The sequence below is a fragment of the Kineococcus lubricus genome, assembly GCF_050871965.1.
Classification (GTDB): Bacteria; Actinomycetota; Actinomycetes; order Actinomycetales; family Kineococcaceae; genus Kineococcus.
Genome location: NZ_JBJLSK010000020.1, coordinates 65908 through 81357 on the forward strand (window position 1 = coordinate 65908; position 15450 = coordinate 81357).

17 protein-coding genes are annotated in these 15450 nt (G+C 74.0%); 8 read left to right on the forward strand and 9 right to left on the reverse strand.

Features of this window, described 5'->3' with window-relative positions:
• The first annotated feature begins 1 nt into the window (after position 1).
• Positions 2 to 859: an MBL fold metallo-hydrolase gene (locus ACRYRX_RS16005; RefSeq protein WP_432513302.1), complete on the forward strand. Its 858-nt coding sequence runs from the start codon at positions 2 to 4 to the stop codon at positions 857 to 859.
• A gap of 11 nt (positions 860 to 870) precedes the next feature.
• Here the strand turns inward: ACRYRX_RS16005 and ACRYRX_RS16010 are convergent, their stop codons facing one another.
• Both ACRYRX_RS16010 and ACRYRX_RS16015 read right to left on the reverse strand, forming a co-directional pair.
• Complete coding sequence (locus ACRYRX_RS16010; protein WP_432513304.1) at positions 871 to 2055, reverse strand: cation:proton antiporter; 1185 nt, start codon at positions 2053 to 2055, stop codon at positions 871 to 873.
• 68 nt (positions 2056 to 2123) lie between these two features.
• Positions 2124 to 2606: a cation:proton antiporter regulatory subunit gene (locus ACRYRX_RS16015; RefSeq protein WP_432513306.1), complete on the reverse strand. Its 483-nt coding sequence runs from the start codon at positions 2604 to 2606 to the stop codon at positions 2124 to 2126.
• Positions 2607 to 2875: 269 nt separating this feature from the next.
• Between ACRYRX_RS16015 and ACRYRX_RS16020 the strand changes: the two genes are divergently transcribed.
• The 3 genes from ACRYRX_RS16020 (at position 2876) to ACRYRX_RS16030 (ending at position 6229) form a co-directional block, all read left to right on the forward strand.
• A complete protein-coding gene (locus tag ACRYRX_RS16020) occupies positions 2876 to 3952 on the forward strand; it encodes an ABC transporter ATP-binding protein (RefSeq protein WP_432513307.1) in 1077 nt (358 codons plus the stop codon).
• A 79-nt stretch (positions 3953 to 4031) separates the two neighbouring features.
• Positions 4032 to 5300 (forward strand): DUF4032 domain-containing protein, encoded by a 1269-nt coding sequence (locus ACRYRX_RS16025; RefSeq protein ID WP_432513309.1) that lies wholly within the window; start codon positions 4032 to 4034, stop codon positions 5298 to 5300.
• Positions 5301 to 5344: 44 nt separating this feature from the next.
• On the forward strand, positions 5345 to 6229 hold the full coding sequence (locus ACRYRX_RS16030; RefSeq protein WP_432513311.1) for an NAD-dependent epimerase/dehydratase family protein: 885 nt from the start codon (positions 5345 to 5347) through the stop codon (positions 6227 to 6229).
• A gap of 18 nt (positions 6230 to 6247) precedes the next feature.
• Here ACRYRX_RS16030 and ACRYRX_RS16035 read toward each other — a convergent pair whose 3' ends face one another.
• Genes ACRYRX_RS16035 through cysS form a run of 4 tightly spaced genes read right to left on the reverse strand, consistent with a single transcriptional unit; the run spans position 6248 to position 9571 of the window.
• Complete coding sequence (locus tag ACRYRX_RS16035) at positions 6248 to 6748, reverse strand: MarR family winged helix-turn-helix transcriptional regulator (RefSeq protein WP_432513312.1); 501 nt, start codon at positions 6746 to 6748, stop codon at positions 6248 to 6250.
• A gap of 50 nt (positions 6749 to 6798) precedes the next feature.
• Positions 6799 to 7191: a hypothetical protein gene (locus tag ACRYRX_RS16040; RefSeq protein ID WP_432513314.1), complete on the reverse strand. Its 393-nt coding sequence runs from the start codon at positions 7189 to 7191 to the stop codon at positions 6799 to 6801.
• Entirely contained in the window at positions 7188 to 8153 is a 966-nt protein-coding gene (rlmB, locus tag ACRYRX_RS16045; protein WP_432513316.1) for a 23S rRNA (guanosine(2251)-2'-O)-methyltransferase RlmB, read from the reverse strand. The genes ACRYRX_RS16040 and rlmB overlap by 4 nt, the downstream gene beginning before the upstream one ends.
• Positions 8153 to 9571 carry a cysteine--tRNA ligase gene (gene cysS / locus ACRYRX_RS16050; protein WP_432513318.1) on the reverse strand — a complete coding sequence of 473 codons (1419 nt, stop codon included), beginning with the start codon at positions 9569 to 9571 and terminating at the stop codon, positions 8153 to 8155. The genes rlmB and cysS overlap by 1 nt, the downstream gene beginning before the upstream one ends.
• Before the next feature lie 56 nt (positions 9572 to 9627).
• Between cysS and ACRYRX_RS16055 the strand changes: the two genes are divergently transcribed.
• The 3 genes from ACRYRX_RS16055 to ACRYRX_RS16065 all read left to right on the forward strand — a co-directional run bounded on the left by ACRYRX_RS16055 (position 9628) and on the right by ACRYRX_RS16065 (position 12649).
• Positions 9628 to 10722, forward strand: a complete 1095-nt coding sequence (locus ACRYRX_RS16055) for an S-(hydroxymethyl)mycothiol dehydrogenase (protein WP_432513319.1) — start codon at positions 9628 to 9630, stop codon at positions 10720 to 10722.
• Positions 10719 to 11360: an MBL fold metallo-hydrolase gene (locus tag ACRYRX_RS16060; protein ID WP_432513330.1), complete on the forward strand. Its 642-nt coding sequence runs from the start codon at positions 10719 to 10721 to the stop codon at positions 11358 to 11360. Before ACRYRX_RS16055 ends, ACRYRX_RS16060 begins: the two co-directional genes overlap by 4 nt.
• A 68-nt stretch (positions 11361 to 11428) precedes the next feature.
• Positions 11429 to 12649, forward strand: a complete 1221-nt coding sequence (locus tag ACRYRX_RS16065; RefSeq protein WP_432513321.1) for an AI-2E family transporter — start codon at positions 11429 to 11431, stop codon at positions 12647 to 12649.
• A 28-nt stretch (positions 12650 to 12677) separates the two neighbouring features.
• On the opposite strand, the gene ispF is transcribed toward ACRYRX_RS16065, so the two are convergent.
• The 3 genes from ispF to ACRYRX_RS16080 are packed head-to-tail and all read right to left on the reverse strand — an operon-like array spanning position 12678 to position 14316.
• A complete protein-coding gene (ispF, locus tag ACRYRX_RS16070; RefSeq protein ID WP_432513323.1) occupies positions 12678 to 13157 on the reverse strand; it encodes a 2-C-methyl-D-erythritol 2,4-cyclodiphosphate synthase in 480 nt (159 codons plus the stop codon).
• A complete protein-coding gene (gene ispD / locus ACRYRX_RS16075; protein WP_432513331.1) occupies positions 13154 to 13837 on the reverse strand; it encodes a 2-C-methyl-D-erythritol 4-phosphate cytidylyltransferase in 684 nt (227 codons plus the stop codon). The genes ispF and ispD overlap by 4 nt, the downstream gene beginning before the upstream one ends.
• Positions 13834 to 14316, reverse strand: coding sequence for a CarD family transcriptional regulator (locus ACRYRX_RS16080; RefSeq protein ID WP_166615106.1), 483 nt, complete (start codon positions 14314 to 14316; stop codon positions 13834 to 13836). Before ACRYRX_RS16080 ends, ispD begins: the two co-directional genes overlap by 4 nt.
• A gap of 288 nt (positions 14317 to 14604) precedes the next feature.
• Here ACRYRX_RS16080 and ACRYRX_RS16085 point away from each other — a divergent pair, with 288 nt between their 5' ends.
• Positions 14605 to 15321, forward strand: coding sequence for a hypothetical protein (locus tag ACRYRX_RS16085; RefSeq protein ID WP_432513325.1), 717 nt, complete (start codon positions 14605 to 14607; stop codon positions 15319 to 15321).
• The last annotated feature ends 129 nt before the right edge of the window (positions 15322 to 15450 follow it).

The following is a 15450-nucleotide window of genomic DNA, read 5'->3' on the forward strand; positions in this document are numbered from 1 at the left end:
CATGACTCGCCTCGACGTGCCGGCGTTCCCCGGCCCCCTGCCCCCCGCCACCCCGCCCGCGGGCACCGCGGTCTTCCAGCTGCCCACCGGCAGCTACGCCACCCGGGCCGCCCTCGCCTTCCGCGGCGGACGCTGGCGGGACCGGCGCGACTTCGCCGCGACCGCCGTGCTCGTGCGCCACCCCGCCGGCGACCTGCTGATCGACGCCGGCTTCGGAGCCGGCGCGGCCCAGCACGTCCGGACGCTGCCCGGCTACCGCCGCTCACCCCACCGGCTGGGCGCCACCGCCCGCCAGCAGCTCGACGCCGCCGGCTACGACCTGCGGGGACTGCTCGGCGTGGTGCTCACCCACTCCCACTGGGACCACGTCAGCGGGCTGGACTCCCTGGACGTGCCGGTGTGGACGGCCCCCGGTGAGCGGCAGCACGCCGAGCGCGCCCGCGACGACCGGGTCTTCTCCCTCGTCACCGGCGGGCACGAGCACCGCGAGTACGCCTTCGACGGGCCCGCCCACGCGGGGTTCGACGCCAGCCACGACGTCCACGGCGACGGGTCCGTCGTCCTCGTCCCGGCCGCCGGGCACACCCCCGGGTCGGTCGTGGTCTTCGTGACCGTCGCCTCCGGCCGGCGGTTCGCCTTCATCGGCGACCTCACGTGGCAGCTGGAGGGCATCACCCGCCGCGCCGAGCGGCCCGCGCTGGTGCGGGCGCTGGCCGACAGCGAACCGTCCGGGGTGCGCCGCGACCTCGCGCGCGTCATCGCCCTGGCCGACCGGGTGCACCTCGTCCCCGCCCACGACCAGCGCGCCTACGACCCCATCCCCCGCCTCACCGCGGGAGCGCTGGCCGCGGTGCCGTGACCCCGCTGCCGTCAGCGGGCCGTGGTGGCCGCCCGCTCGCGCTGTCGGCGCACGTACGCGCGCGCCCACGGGTCGGCGAACCGGGCCAGCACGGGCCCCAGGACGGCCATCACCAGGACGTAGGCGGCCGCGAGCGCCGCGAGCCGCGGGTCGACGCCGGCGGCGGTGGCCAGGCCGGCGATGACGATGGAGAACTCACCGCGCGGGATGAGCGCGGCCCCGGCGCGGATCCGGCCGGGCACGGCGATGCCGGCGCGGCGGGCGGCGAACCAGCCCGTGACGAGCTTCGTGACGACGCCGATGACCACCAGGACGAGGGCCGGCAGCAGCACCGGCGGCAGCGAGCTGGGGTCGGTGGACAGGCCGAACGACACGAAGAACACGGCGGCGAACAGGTCCCGCAGCGGTTCGAGGCGGTGGTGGGTCTCCTCCTCGAGGTCGTTGGACAGGCTGATCCCCAGCAGGAACGCGCCGACGGCGGCGGAGACGTGCAGCTGCTCGGCGACCCCGGCGACGAGCAGCGCCAGCCCCAGGACGCGCAGCAGGGTGACCTCGCTGGACCCGGCCGAGACGAACCGGGAGACGACCGACCCCCAGCGCAGCGCGACGACGAGGGCGACGGCCAGGCAGGCCAGCGCGATGAGCACCGAACCGGTCGCCTCCCACACCCCCGAGGCGGCCAGGACCGCGGTGAGGACGGGCAGGTAGACGGCCATCCCGAGGTCCTCCAGGACGAGGATCCCCAGGATGGAGGGCGTCTCGCGGTTGCCCAGGCGCCCGAGGTCGGCGAGCACCTTCGCGACGATGCCGGAGGAGCTGACGGCCGTGATGCCGAACATGGCCAGCGCCCCCACGGGGCCGAACCCCATGAGCAGCCCGAACGCCGCGCCCGGCAGCCCGTTGAGGAGCAGGTCGAGGACGCCGACGGGGGCCTGCCGGCGCAGGTTGCCCAGCAGGTCCCCGGCGGAGTACTCCAGGCCCAGCAGGAGCAGCAGCATGACCACGCCGATCTGGGACGCGGCCTCCAGGAACTCCTCGGGGGCGTTCAGCGGGACGACCCCGCCGGCGCCGAAGGCGAGCCCGGCGAGCAGGTAGAGCGGGACCGGGGAGATCCCCAGGCGTCCGGCGAGGCGACCGACGAGACCGAGCCCGAAGATGACCGCGCCGAGCTCGATGAGCAGAGCAGCGGCGTGCACCTGTCGAGTTCCGTCCTTCCGAGTCGTGCCGGGTCGTGCCGGGGTCGTGCCGGGGTCGTGCGGCGGGGTCAGCCCTGGCTCAGCAGCTCCGCGGTGGCGCGGACCCCCTCCTGGGTGCCCACGACGACGATCTTGTCACCGGAGCGGAACCGCTGGGACGGCGCGGGCGAGGGCACGACCTCGCCGTCGCGCACGAGCGCGACGACGGAGGCGCCGGTCCGGCTGCGGATCGCGGCGTCGCCGAGGGTCCGGCCGACGAACGGCGAACCGTCCTCCAGGTAGATGCCCTCGGTGGCCAGTCCCTCGATCTGCTCGCGCAGCCGGGCCAGGCGCTCGATGACGCGGGGCTGGCCGAGCAGCTCGGCCAGCACCTCGGCCTCGTCGGCGTCGAGGTCGACGACGGCGTGGCAGGCGTCGGGGTCGTCCTGGGAGTAGACGAGCAGCTCGCGCTCGCCGCCCCGCGTGGAGACGACGCCGACGCGCCGGCCGCGCGCGGTGGTGAAGTCGTGCCGCAGCCCGACGCCGGGCAGCTTGGTCTCTTCCAGGTCCACGGGTCCAGTGTCCTCCACGGTCGAGGGAGCCGACGACGAGGGCGCCGGCTGTCCCCCGGACGCCACGTCGTCGCGACGTCCTGCCGGGTGCAACACCGGGTGGGCCCGCGAACATCCCGGAGCGGGCCCTTGCCCCGGCCCGGTTCGTCGTGCATGATCCGAGCACCGCAGCGCCGCGACGCCTCCGGCAGCGACGCTGAGGACAACTGAAGACACCCATTCCACGACGGATCGTCCGGCACGTACCTGCCGGTGGAAGGAACCTGACGATGGCTACGGTCACGTTCGACAAGGCGACGCGCATCTACCCCGGCGGCGACAAGCCCGCGGTGGACGCCCTGGACCTGCACGTGGAGGACGGCGAGTTCCTCGTCCTCGTCGGCCCCTCCGGCTGCGGCAAGTCCACCTCCCTGCGCATGCTCGCCGGTCTCGAGGACGTCAACGGCGGACGCATCCTCATCGGTGACCGCGACGTCACGACGGTTCCCCCGAAGGACCGCGACATCGCGATGGTGTTCCAGAACTACGCGCTGTACCCGCACATGACGGTCGCCGACAACATGGGCTTCGCCCTCAAGATCGCCGGCACCCCGAAGGACGAGATCAAGCGCCGCGTGCAGGAGGCCGCGAAGATCCTCGACCTCGAGCAGTACCTGACCCGCAAGCCCAAGGCCCTGTCCGGCGGTCAGCGTCAGCGCGTGGCCATGGGCCGCGCGATCGTCCGCCAGCCGCAGGTGTTCCTCATGGACGAGCCGCTGTCGAACCTGGACGCCAAGCTGCGCGTCCAGACCCGCACGCAGATCGCCTCCCTCCAGCGCCGCCTGGGCGTCACCACGGTCTACGTCACCCACGACCAGACCGAGGCCATGACGATGGGTGACCGCGTCGCGGTCCTCAAGGACGGGCTGCTGCAGCAGGTCGACACCCCCCGCCGCATGTACGACCACCCGAACAACGTCTTCGTCGCCGGGTTCATCGGCTCCCCCGCCATGAACCTGCTGACGCTGGACGCGACCGACGGCGGCGTGCGCTTCGGCGACACGGTGCACCCGGTGGAGCGCCAGCTGCTCACCGGCACCGGCAACCAGGTCACCCTGGGCGTCCGGCCGGAGGACCTGGAGCTGTCGACGTCGGGTCTGCCGGTGCAGGTCGAGGTCGTCGAGGAGCTCGGCGCCGACGCCTACATCTACGGTTCGCTGGCCCAGCCCGGCGGCGAGTCGCACCAGGTCATCGCACGCGTCGACGGCCGTCGCCCCCCGGAGAAGGGCTCGACCGTCCACTTCACGCCGAAGCAGGGCCACGTGCACCTGTTCGACGTGAACAGCGGTCAGCGCCTGGGCGCCTGACGTCCCCGTCACCGGAAGGCCGTCGCTCCCCGCGGGGAGCGGCGGCCTTCCGCGCGTGCGGCCCTGAGAGGATGGAACCGTGAGCACCCCGACGGCGGCGTCGCTGCAGATCACCGCCTCCCGCCCCTACCCCGAACTGCTCGACCTGCCGTGGGAGGTCCCGCTGGAGGAGTGGCCCGAGAAGCACCTGGCGGCCCTGCCGCGGGGGATCTCGCGGCACATCGTGCGGTTCGTCAAGCTCGGGAGCCGCGTCCTGGCGGTCAAGGAGACGAACGCGCCCATCGCGCACCGGGAGTACCGGATGCTGCGGCTGCTGAACCGGCTGGAGGTGCCGTCGGTCGCGCCCGTCGCCGTCATCACCGGCCGGGTGGGCCGCGACGGTGAGCCCCTGAACGCCGTGCTCATCACGCGGCACCTGCAGTACTCGCTGCCCTACCGCGCCCTCTACAGCCAGACGCTGCGCCCGGACACCGCCAAGCGCGCCGTCGACGCCCTCGCGGTGCTCCTGGTCAAGCTGCACCTCACGGGCTTCTACTGGGGCGACGTGTCGCTGTCCAACGCCCTGTTCCGCCGCGACGCGGGGGCGTTCGCCGCGTACCTGGTGGACGCCGAGACCGGTGAGCTGTACGACGAGCTGTCCACCGGGCAGCGCGAGTACGACGTGGACCTGGCCCGCACGAACATCGCCGGCGAGCTGATGGACGTCGTGGCCTCCGAGGCCCTGGACGCGGACATGGACGAGGTGCTGGCGATCGCCGACCGCATCGTCTCCCGCTACCACGCGCTGTGGGCCGAGCTCACCGAACCGGAGTCGTTCGAGCGGGGCGACCGCTGGCGCGTCGAGGCCCGCATCCGCCGCCTCAACGAGCTCGGCTTCGACGTCGGCGAACTGGCCATCACGACCGACATCGACGGCACGACGGTCCGGATCGAGCCGAAGGTCGTCGACGCGGGCCACCACTCGCGCCGCCTGCTGCGGCTCACCGGCCTGGACGCCGAGGAGAACCAGGCCCGCCGGCTGCTCAACGACCTCGACTCCTACACGGCGGCCAACGGCCGGCAGGGCGAGGACGAGGAGATCGTCGCCCACGACTGGGTCGCGGACGTCTTCGAGCCCGTGCAGCGCGCGGTGCCGCGGGAGATGCGCGGCAAGCTCGAGGCGGCGGAGCTGTTCCACGAGGTGCTGGAGCACCGCTGGTACCTGTCCGAGCAGGCCGCGCGCGACGTCGGCCTGGAGGAGGCGGTGAACTCCTACGTCGTGGGGGTGCTGCCGAGCAAACCCGACGAGCGGGCGGTGCTGGGGGTCGACACCCAGGCCCTGCCCGTGATCGACCGCGACCTGTACTGACGGTTCGCGCTGACCCTCCCACCCCCGATCCCTGGAGGACGCTGGTGTCCGACGACAAACCCCGCGTGGTGCTGACCGGTGCGGCCGGGAAGCTGGGCCGCGTCGTGCTGCGGGACCTGCTCGACCACGACTACCGGGTGCTGGCCCTGGACCAGGTGCCGCCGCCAGGGCTGGTGGAGGGCGACGACGCGCAGTTCGTGCGGATCGACCTGACCGACCACGGCGCCGTGACGGAGGCGGTGGCCGGGCGCACCGAGGAGCGCGGCGGCCCGTTCGCCGGCGTCGTGCACCTCGGGGCGATCCCGGCCCCGGGGCTGGCGCCGAACGGCGTGACGTTCCGGAACAACGCGACGGCGACGTGGAACGTGTTCGACGCCGCGCGGGCCGCCGGGGTGCGCAACGTGGTGTGGGCCTCGAGCGAGACGGTGCTCGGGCTGCCCTTCGAGGCCGCTCCCCCGCCGTACGCGCCGCTGGACGAGGAGTACCGCGTCCGGCCGGAGTCGACGTACTCGCTGGTGAAGTCCCTCGAGGAGGAGATGGCGCAGCACTTCTGCCGCTGGGAGCCGTCGCTGACGATGACGGGCCTGCGGTTCTCGAACGTCATGCACGTCGAGGACTACGCGCGGTTCCCGTCCTTCGACCACGACCCGGCGCTGCGGAAGTGGAACCTGTGGGGGTACGTCGACGCCCGCGACGGCGCCCAGGCGGTGCGGCTGGCGTTGCAGCGCCGGGGACCGGGCGTCGAGGTGTGCATCGTCGCGAACGCCGACACGGTGATGTCGCGGTCCTCGGCGTCGCTGATGGCCGAGGTCTTCCCGGGGGTCGAGGTGCGCCGGGAACTGGGCGAGCACGAGACCCTGCTGTCGATCGACAAGGCGCGGCGGGTGCTGGGGTACGAGCCGCGGCACTCCTGGCGCGACCACGTCTGAGGCCGCGCCGGCCCCGGCTCAGACCTCGCGGGCCAGGGCCGTCGCGGCGAACTTCGCGTCCGGGTCGAGCACGTCGAGCAGTTTCACCATGATGGCGTCGAGCTCGGCGAGGTCGGCCCGGGCGAGCGGGTCGAAGACGAGGGCCCGGACGCGCTCGACGTGGCCGGGGGCGCAGGCCACGACCTTCTCGTAGCCGGCGTCGGTGAGGATCGCGACCTGGCCGCGGCCGTCGCTGGGGCTCTTCTCCCGGCGGACCCACCCGTCCTTCTCCAGCCGCGACACGACGTGGGAGATGCGGGAGGGGCTGGCGTTGGACCGGGCCCCGAGCTCGCTCATGCGCAGGCTGCGGGTGGGTTCCTCGGACAGCATGGCGAGGGTGAGGTACGCGGTCTTGGTGAGGTCGGCGTCCCGTTGCAGCTGCGCGTCGAGCGCGGCGGGCAGGAGCTCCATCAGGGCGCTGAGCCGCAGCCAGACCCGCCGCTCGTCGGGGTCGAGCCAGCGGGGCGTCTCGTCGGTCATCGGGACAGGGTACCAGATAGTTGTCGCTTAAACAACATGACGGTCCGCGGTCACCCGGCCAGGAAGGCCGAGAACTCCTCGACGGAGGTCACCACGACCGCCCCGGCGCGCAGCTCCGGCGACAGGTGCGCCAGCAGCCCCGCGTCGGGGACGGCCACCGGACCGGACTCCAGGACGAGAGCGGCCCCCGCGGCCCGGGCGAGGTCCAGGACCGTCCCCCGCCACCGCTCCCCCTCGATCTCGACCAGCAGCGACTCCAGCGGGTCGTCCGAACCGTCCCAGCCGTACACGTCCAGCGCGTCGTCCTCGTCCCCCACCCGCAGGAACGAGTGCTGCCGGTCGCGTTCGGAGGCGACCGGCTCCAGCACCGCGCGGACGGCGGCGGGGTCCAGCCGGACCTCGCCCCCGTCCACGTACCGCGTCACGAAGACGTCGAGGCTCACCGGTGCCGCGCGACCTCGTACAGCGCGATGCCCGCCGCGACACCCGCGTTCAGCGACTCCACCGCCCCGGCCATCGGGATGCTCACGACCTGGTCGCACGTCTCGCGCACCAGCCGGGACAACCCGGCGCCCTCGGCGCCCACGACCACGACGAGCGGGCCGTCGGCCAGCTGCAGGTCCGGCAGGTCCACGTCGCCCTCGGCGTCCAGGCCCACCACGAACAACCCGGCCTTCTGGTACTCCTCGATGGCGCGGGTCAGGTTCGTCGCCCGCGCGACGGGCACGCGCGCGGCCGCCCCGGCCGACGTCTTCCACGCCGAGGCGGTCATCCCCGCCGCCCGCCGCTCGGGCACGACGACGCCGTGCCCGCCGAAGGCCGCCACCGAACGCACGACCGCACCCAGGTTGCGCGGGTCGGTGACGCCGTCGAGCGCCACGACGAGCGCCGGGCGACCGGAGTCGGCGGCCGCGTCGAGCAGGTCCATCGGGTGCTTGTAGGCGTACGGCGGCACGCTCGCCGCGACACCCTGGTGGACCGCGTTCTCGGTGAACCGGTCGAGGTCCTGCCGGGAGGCCTCCAGCAGCGGGATCCCCCGGTTCCCGGCCGCCGCCAGGATCTCCTTCACGCGCTCGTCGGCGTCGATGCGCGAGGCCACGTAGATGCCCGTGATGGGCAGCTCGGCCCGCAGCGCCTCGACGATGGAGTTCCGGCCGGCGATCCACTCCGTCTCACCGGACGCCTTGCGCCGCACCGGCGGACGGGCCCCCGGCCGGGCGTTGGCGGTCGCCGAGCGGTGGGCGGCCTTCTTGGCCGCCTTCGCCGCCGGGTGGTAGGGGCGGTCGCTCGCCTTCGGCGTCGGCCCCTTGCCCTCCAGGCTCCGGCGGTTCTTCCCGCCGCTGCCGCCGGTCGGACCCTTCTTGCCCTTGCTGACCGCGCCGCGGCGCTGGGAGTTGCCTGCCACTACTGCTCACCTTCCAGGACCCACCGTGCGCCGGTGGGGGTGTCTTCGATCACGATGCCCGCGGACTTCAGGGAGTCGCGCACCGCGTCCGCGGTCGCGAAGTCCCTGGCGGCGCGGGCGGCCGCGCGGTCCTCCAGCCGGGCGCGCACGAGCACGTCCAGCGCGGCGCGGGAGCCGTCGGCCCCCGCCGCCTGCGACACCCAGGGGTGCGCGAACGGGTCCAGTCCCAGCACGTCGAGCCCGCCGCGGACCGCGCCCAGCGCCGCGCGCAGCGCCGCGTCGTCCCCGGCGGCGAGCGCGGAGTTGCCGGTCCGCACGGTGTCGTGCAGGACGGCCAGGGCCGCCGGTGTCGCCAGGTCGTCGTCCATGGCCTGCGCGAACCGGTCCGGGACGTCCCCGGCCTCCCCGGGCCCGCCCAGCCGCTCGGCGGCCCGGCGGACGAAACCCTCCAGCCGGGAGTACGCCGCCTCTGCCTCCACGAGGGAGTTCTCGGAGAACTCCAGGTGCGTGCGGTAGTGCCCGGAGACGAGGTAGTACCGCAGCACGACGGCCCGGTGGCTGCGCAGCAGGTGCGGGATGCCCAGGACGTTGCCGAGCGACTTGCTCATCTTCTCGCCCGACATCGTCACGAAGTAGTTGTGCAGCCAGAAGTTCGCGAACTCCCCGCCCGCGGCGCGCGACTGCGCCTGCTCGTTCTCGTGGTGCGGGAAGCGCAGGTCCAGGCCACCGCCGTGGACGTCGAACCGCGGCCCGAGGTAGCGGCCGGCCATCGCCGAGCACTCCAGGTGCCAGCCCGGGCGGCCCCGGCCCCACGGGGTGTCCCAGGAGGCCGTGGCCGGCTCGCCCGGTTTCGCCCCCTTCCACAGCGCGAAGTCGCGCGGGTCGCGCTTGCCGCGCGGGTCGGCGTCGGTGGCCGGTTCCATGTCGTCGAGCTTCTGGTGGGTCAGCTCGCCGTAGGCCGGCCACGAGCGGACGTCGAAGTAGACGTCGCCGGAACCGTCGGCCGCCGGGTAGGCGTGCCCCCGGTCGACGAGCCGGGCGATGAGCTCGACCATCTCCGGCACGTGCCCGGTCGCGCGCGGTTCGACGGTCGCGGGCAGGACGCCCAGGGCGTCGTAGGCGGCGGAGAACTCGCGCTCGAAGCGGTAGGCGTGGGCCCACCACTCCACCCCCGCCTCGGCGGCCTTGGCGAGGATCTTGTCGTCGATGTCGGTGACGTTGCGCACCATCGTCACGCGCAGCCCGGACCGCTCCAGCCAGCGGCGCAGCACGTCGAAGGCGACCTGGGCGCGCACGTGCCCGAGGTGGGGCGACCCCTGCGGCGTGGCGCCGCAGACGTAGATGCCGACCTGCCCGGGGACGAGCGGCGCGAACTCGCGCACCGCGCCGGCGGCGCTGTCGTGCAGGTGGAGGGTCACGGGCTCCAGGCTACCGGGGCGTGGCCGGTGTCCGCGGTCGTCGTTAGGGTCCGACCATGGCCTGGACCGTTCCCGCAGTGATCTCGCGCGCCGAGGGCGCCCCCGTCGAGACCGTCGACATCGTCGTGCCCGAACCGATCGCCGGTGAGGTCGTCGTGGACGTCGCCGCGTGCGGGGTGTGCCACACCGACCTGCACTACCGCGAGGGCGGCATCACCGACGACTACCCCTTCCTGCTGGGCCACGAGGCCGCCGGCACCGTCTCGGCGATCGGCGAGGGCGTCACGGACGTCGCCGTCGGCGACACCGTCGTCCTGAACTGGCGCGCGGTGTGCGGGCAGTGCCGGGCCTGCAAGCGCGGCCGCCCGCAGTACTGCTTCGCCACCCGCAACGCCACGCAGAAGATGACGCTGACCGACGGCACCGAGCTCACCCCCGCCCTGGGCATCGGGGCCTTCGCCGCCAAGACCCTCGTCGCGGCCGGTCAAGCCACCAAGGTCGACCCGTCGGTGGACCCGGCCGTGGCGGGCCTGCTGGGCTGCGGGGTGATGGCCGGCATCGGCGCGGCGGTGAACACCGCCCCGGTGCAGCGCGGCGACACCGTGGCCGTCATCGGCTGCGGCGGCGTCGGCTGCGCGGCCGTGGCCGGGGCGGTCCTGGCCGGGGCCCGGCGCGTCATCGCGATCGACCTCGACGACCGCAAGCTCGCCCGGGCCCGGCAGCTGGGCGCCACCCACACGATCAACAGCAGGAGTCTGGACGAGGCCGGGGTCGTGTCGGCGATCCAGGAGCTGACCGACTCCTTCGGCGCCGACGTCGTCATCGACGCGGTCGGGCGCCCGGAGACCTGGCGGCAGGCGTTCTACGGCCGCGACCTGGCCGGCACGGTCGTGCTCGTCGGCGTCCCGACGCCGCAGATGCAGCTGGAGGTCCCGCTGCTGGACGTGTTCGGCCGCGGCGGGGCGCTGAAGTCGTCCTGGTACGGCGACTGCCTGCCCGAGCGCGACTTCCCGCAGCTGCTGGAGCTGCACGCGAACGGCCGGCTGCCGCTGGACGCGTTCGTCTCCGAGCGCATCGGCCTGGACGACGTCGAGCAGGCGTTCGCCACCATGGCCTCCGGTGACGTGCTGCGCTCGGTGGTGGTCTTCTGAGCGCGCGCATCGAGCACCTGGTGACGTCGGGGACGTTCTCCCTCGACGGACAGACCTTCGACGTCGACAACAACGTCTGGGTCGTCGGCGACGACTCGGAGGTGGTCGTGGTCGACGCCCCGCACGACGTCGACGCGATCGCCGCCGCGATCGGCGACCGCCGGCTGCTGGCCGTGGTGTGCACGCACGCCCACGACGACCACGTCCGCCGCGCTCCGGCCCTGGCGCAGCGGTTCAGCACCCCCGGGCACCCGGTGCCGGTCCTGCTGCACCCGGCCGACCGCGAGGTGTGGGAGCTGACCCACCCGGGCGTGCCGACGACGGACCTGGCCCACGGCGAGGTCGTCACGGTGGCCGGGACCGACCTGCACGTCCTGCACACCCCCGGGCACACCCCCGGCGCGGTCTGCCTCTACGCCCCGGAGCTGGCGACGGTCTTCACCGGCGACACGCTGTTCGCGGGGGGTCCCGGCGCGACGGGACGGTCCTTCTCCAGCTTCCCGACGATCGTCGACTCGATCCGCGACGTGCTGTTCCAGCTGCCGGCCGACACCCGCGTCCACACCGGCCACGGCGGGGACACCACCATCGGGGACGAGAGCCCGCACCTGCAGGAGTGGGTCGACCGGGGGCACTGACCCCGTCGTCCGGGAGCCGCCAGCGCGGCGGGGTGCCGGGGGCCCGGATCGCTGAGAGCATCCTCAGCGTGAGTGATCAGCCGGACACCCCGCCCCCCGCCGCGCCCCGCGGCCCCCGTGAACGCCCGACCCGCGTGGTGGAGCGGGGGATCACCGAGGCGTCCCGCTGGGCGCTGCGGCTGCTGGTGCTCGGTGTCGGCATCGCCGGGCTGCTGTGGCTGCTGGGCAAGGGCTGGTCCCTCGTCCTGCCGCTGCTGCTGGCGATCCTGCTCAGCGCCATCCTGTGGCCCTTGACGCGGGTGCTGCGCGCTGTGCTCCCCCGCTCGCTGGCGGCGCTGGTCTCGATCCTGCTGCTCATCACCGTGGTGGTCGGCATCTTCGCCGCTCTCATCCCCAACGTGGCCGGTCAGGCCGGGGAGGTCGCGGACTCCGCCGTCGAGGGCCTGGACCGCGTCCAGGCCTGGGTGGCCGGGCCGCCGCTGAACCTGGGCGACGACGAGGTCGGCAACCTGGTCAACCAGGGCATCAGCGAGCTGCAGAACAACGCCCAGTCCATCGCGCTCAGCGTGGTGGGTGGCGTCGGGTCCGTGGGGGCGACCGTCGGCTCCGGGCTCATCACCTTCCTGCTGGTGCTCGTGCTGGCCTTCTTCTGCCTCTCCGACGGGGACCGGCTCGTGCCGTGGTCGCGGCGCTGGATGAGCGCGGAGGCGCACCGGCACACCGTCGCCCTGGGGGGGCGGATCTGGGCCGCCATCCACGGCTACATCATGTCCCAGGCCGCCGTGGCGCTGGTCGACGCCGTGTTCATCGGCGTCGGGCTCGCCATCGTGGGTGTGCCGTTCGCGCTGCCGCTGGCCGTGGCGATCTTCTTCGCGGCCTTCATCCCGATCGTCGGCGCCGTGGTGACCGGCGTGCTGGCCGTCCTGGTGGCGCTGGTGACGCTGGGCTGGGTGCAGGCGCTGGTCGTGCTGGGCATCGTCCTGGTCGTGCAGCAGCTGGAGGGCAACGTGCTGCAGCCGCTGCTGGTGGGGCGCTCGCTGGCCCTGCACCCGGCCGTGGTCATCGGGTCGGTGACGATCGGCGGCACCCTGTTCGGCATCACCGGTGCCCTGCTGGCCGTCCCGGTCGCGGCGATCGTGACGGTGATCCTGCGCTACGTCCACCACGAGCTCGTCCCGGACGAGCCGGAGAACCCGCAGGTGAAGGAGTCCAACAAGCGCCGTCGCCGGGTGGCCACGCCGGAGGAGACGCCTGCGGCGGCGACGGCGGCCGAGGCCCGGGAGGACTGAGCGCGGGCGCTCGCGAGGGACCCGGGGGTCAGCGCGCGACGACGATGGCGGTCGCCACCGCGGCGATGCCCTCCCCCCGGCCGGTGAGGCCGAGCCCGTCCGTCGTCGTGCCGGCCACCGACACCGGCGCGCCGACGGCTGCGCTCAGCGCCTCCTGGGCCTCGGCGCGCCGGCGGCCGATCTTGGGCCGGTTGCCGATGACCTGCACCGAGACGTTGCCGATCTCGAACCCGGCCTCCCGGACCAGGCGGGCGGCCTCGGTGAGCAGCCGCGCCCCGGAGGTGCCGGCGAACTCGGGCCGGGAGGTGCCGAAGTGGGCACCCAGGTCCCCCAGGCCGGCCGCGGCGAACAGCGCGTCGCAGCAGGCGTGGGCGGCGACGTCGCCGTCGGAGTGCCCCTCGGGCCCGGAGTCCTCCTCGGGCCACAGCAGGCCCGCGACCCAGCAGGGGCGTCCGGGGGCCAGGGGGTGGACGTCGACGCCGGTCCCGACGCGCGGCAGCGGGTTCACGGGGCGACCTCCCGGTCGAGGAGGGCTCCGGCCAGCAGGAGGTCCAGCGGGCGGGTGACCTTGAAGGCGCGCTCGTCGCCCGGCACGGTCACGACGGGGTGCCCGAGCGCTTCGAGCATCCCGGCGTCGTCGGTGGCGGCCGCTCCGGGCACCGCCGCGTCGTGGACGGCCCTCAGCACGGGCGCGGAGAACCCCTGCGGGGTCTGCACGGCGGCCAGCTCGCTGCGGTCGAGGGTCTCGACGACCCGCTCCCCCACGACGCGCTTGACGGTGTCGGCGACGGGGACGACGGGGACCACCCCTGGCGCCCCGGCGCGCACCGCCGCCACGACGGCGGCGAAGACGGGCGCGGGGGTGAGGCACCGGGCGGCGTCGTGGACGAGCACGACGTCCACGTCGTCGGGCAGGACGGCCAGCCCGGCACGGACGGAGTCCTGGCGCTCGGCTCCCCCGGCGACCACCACGACGTCCGTCACGACGGGCGCCAGCAGGTCGCGGACCTCGTCGCACGCACCTGCGGGCGCGACCACGACCACGACGTCGACGACGCCGGAGGCCGTGGCGCGCCGCAGGGCGTGCACGAGCAGCGGGACCCCCGCGAGGGGGACGAGAGCCTTGGGGCGGTCCGCCCCGAGGCGTTCGCCCCGGCCGGCGGCCGGGACGACGAGCGCGGACCTCAGGAGGCCAGGACCTCGTCGAGCAGCGACTCGGCCTTGTCCTCGTTCGTGTTCTCGGCGAGCGCGAGCTCGGAGACGAGGATCTGCCGCGCCTTGGCGAGCATGCGCTTCTCGCCGGCCGACAGCCCGCGGTCCTGGTCGCGGCGCCACAGGTCGCGCACGACCTCGGCGACCTTGACGACGTCGCCGGACGCGAGCTTCTCGAGGTTGGCCTTGTACCGGCGCGACCAGTTGGTCGGCTCCTCCGCGTACGGGGTGCGCAGCACCGAGAAGACGCGGTCGAGCCCTTCGCGTCCCACGACGTCGCGGACGCCGACCAGGTCCACGTTGTCCGCCGGCACCTCGATGGTGAGGTCGCCCTGGGCGACCTTCAGCACGAGGTACAGCTTCTCCTCACCCTTGATGGTGCGGGTCTTGATCTCTTCGATCAGTGCTGCCCCGTGGTGGGGGTAGACGACCGTTTCGCCGACCGTGAAAGCCATAGAAGGTGACCCCTTTCCCTGCATCCAGGTTACCACGGGAGCGACGCCCGGAACAGTCCCGAACAGAGCGTTTGCGCAGGTCAGAGGCTCGTCAGCTCGTCGCCGGGGCTTGACAGCGACGGATCCGCGTGCTGCGCAACGGCTCCCGGGCGTCGCGGACGGTGACCGGACCTCCACTCACCGCGGCGGGTGTGCTGCGTCCGGGTCGTGACGAGACCGTGATCAGCACGTGATCGGGACGCCGGGCTCCGCTGCGAACCCGACTACGACTGCCGGTAGTCTGAACGCGTGAAGCTCCGCACCCGTTCCCTCGTCCGTGGTGGGTGGACAAGTTCTGCGCGCCGCCGGTCCGCCCTGGCGGTCGTGACCGCAGCCGCCGCCCTCGGGGTCGCGAGCTGCTCGGTCTTCTCCCCGCCCACCGTCCTGAAGCCCTACGAGCCCAGCGACGGCGCCGGGACGACCCTCGAGGGCCTCAAGATCCGCAACGTCCTGCTCGTCTCCAGCGGCGTCGACCAGCCCGGCGTGCTGTCCGCGGTGCTCGTGAACTCCTCCTTCGAGCCGCTCGACGTCTCCGTCGCGGTCGACGTGGACGCCGGGTCCGCCTCGGCGCAGACCTTCAGCCTCGCCGAGAACTCCTCCCTGCACATCGGGGACCCGACGGCCGGCTCCCCCGACGGGCGCTCCGTGACCGGCGACGACCCCGGGACCGCCGACCAGGCCGCCTGGCTGCAGGTGCCGCAGGTGCCCGTGGTCCCCGGCCAGACGGTGCCCGTGACGTTCACGGTCAACGGCCAGGAGGCCTCGGTCGAGGCGCAGGTCATGCTGCCGTGCTTCGAGTACGCCGCCATCACCCCGACCACCCCCGCGGCCACCCCGTCCGACGACGCCGCCGCGACGAGCGCCGTCGCCGCGGCCGCGGAGCCGGCCCCCACCGTCACCTGCGGTCCGCAGGGCGACGAGGAGGGCACCGAGCAGGGCGCCGAAGAGGGCGGCCAGGAGGACTGAGGAGCGCCGAGCTCCCCGCCGGACAGCGAGAGGGGGGGGGGGGGGGGGGGGGGGGGGGGGGGGCGGGGGGGGGGGGGGGGGGCGGCCCGGTGGGCGCGCCCCCCCCCCCCGCCCGCGCTCTCCGGGTGG

Excerpts from the sequence above, each read along its gene's own strand:
- ACRYRX_RS16005 (WP_432513302.1), top strand. The coding sequence starts at position 2 with ATGACTCGCCTCGACGTGCCGGCGTTCCCCGGCCCCCTGCCCCCCGCC.
- ACRYRX_RS16020 (WP_432513307.1), top strand. The coding sequence starts at position 2,876 with ATGGCTACGGTCACGTTCGACAAGGCGACGCGCATCTACCCCGGCGGC.
- ACRYRX_RS16035 (WP_432513312.1), bottom strand. The coding sequence starts at position 6,748 with ATGACCGACGAGACGCCCCGCTGGCTCGACCCCGACGAGCGGCGGGTC.
- ACRYRX_RS16055 (WP_432513319.1), top strand. The coding sequence starts at position 9,628 with ATGGCCTGGACCGTTCCCGCAGTGATCTCGCGCGCCGAGGGCGCCCCC.
- ACRYRX_RS16080 (WP_166615106.1), bottom strand. The coding sequence starts at position 14,316 with ATGGCTTTCACGGTCGGCGAAACGGTCGTCTACCCCCACCACGGGGCA.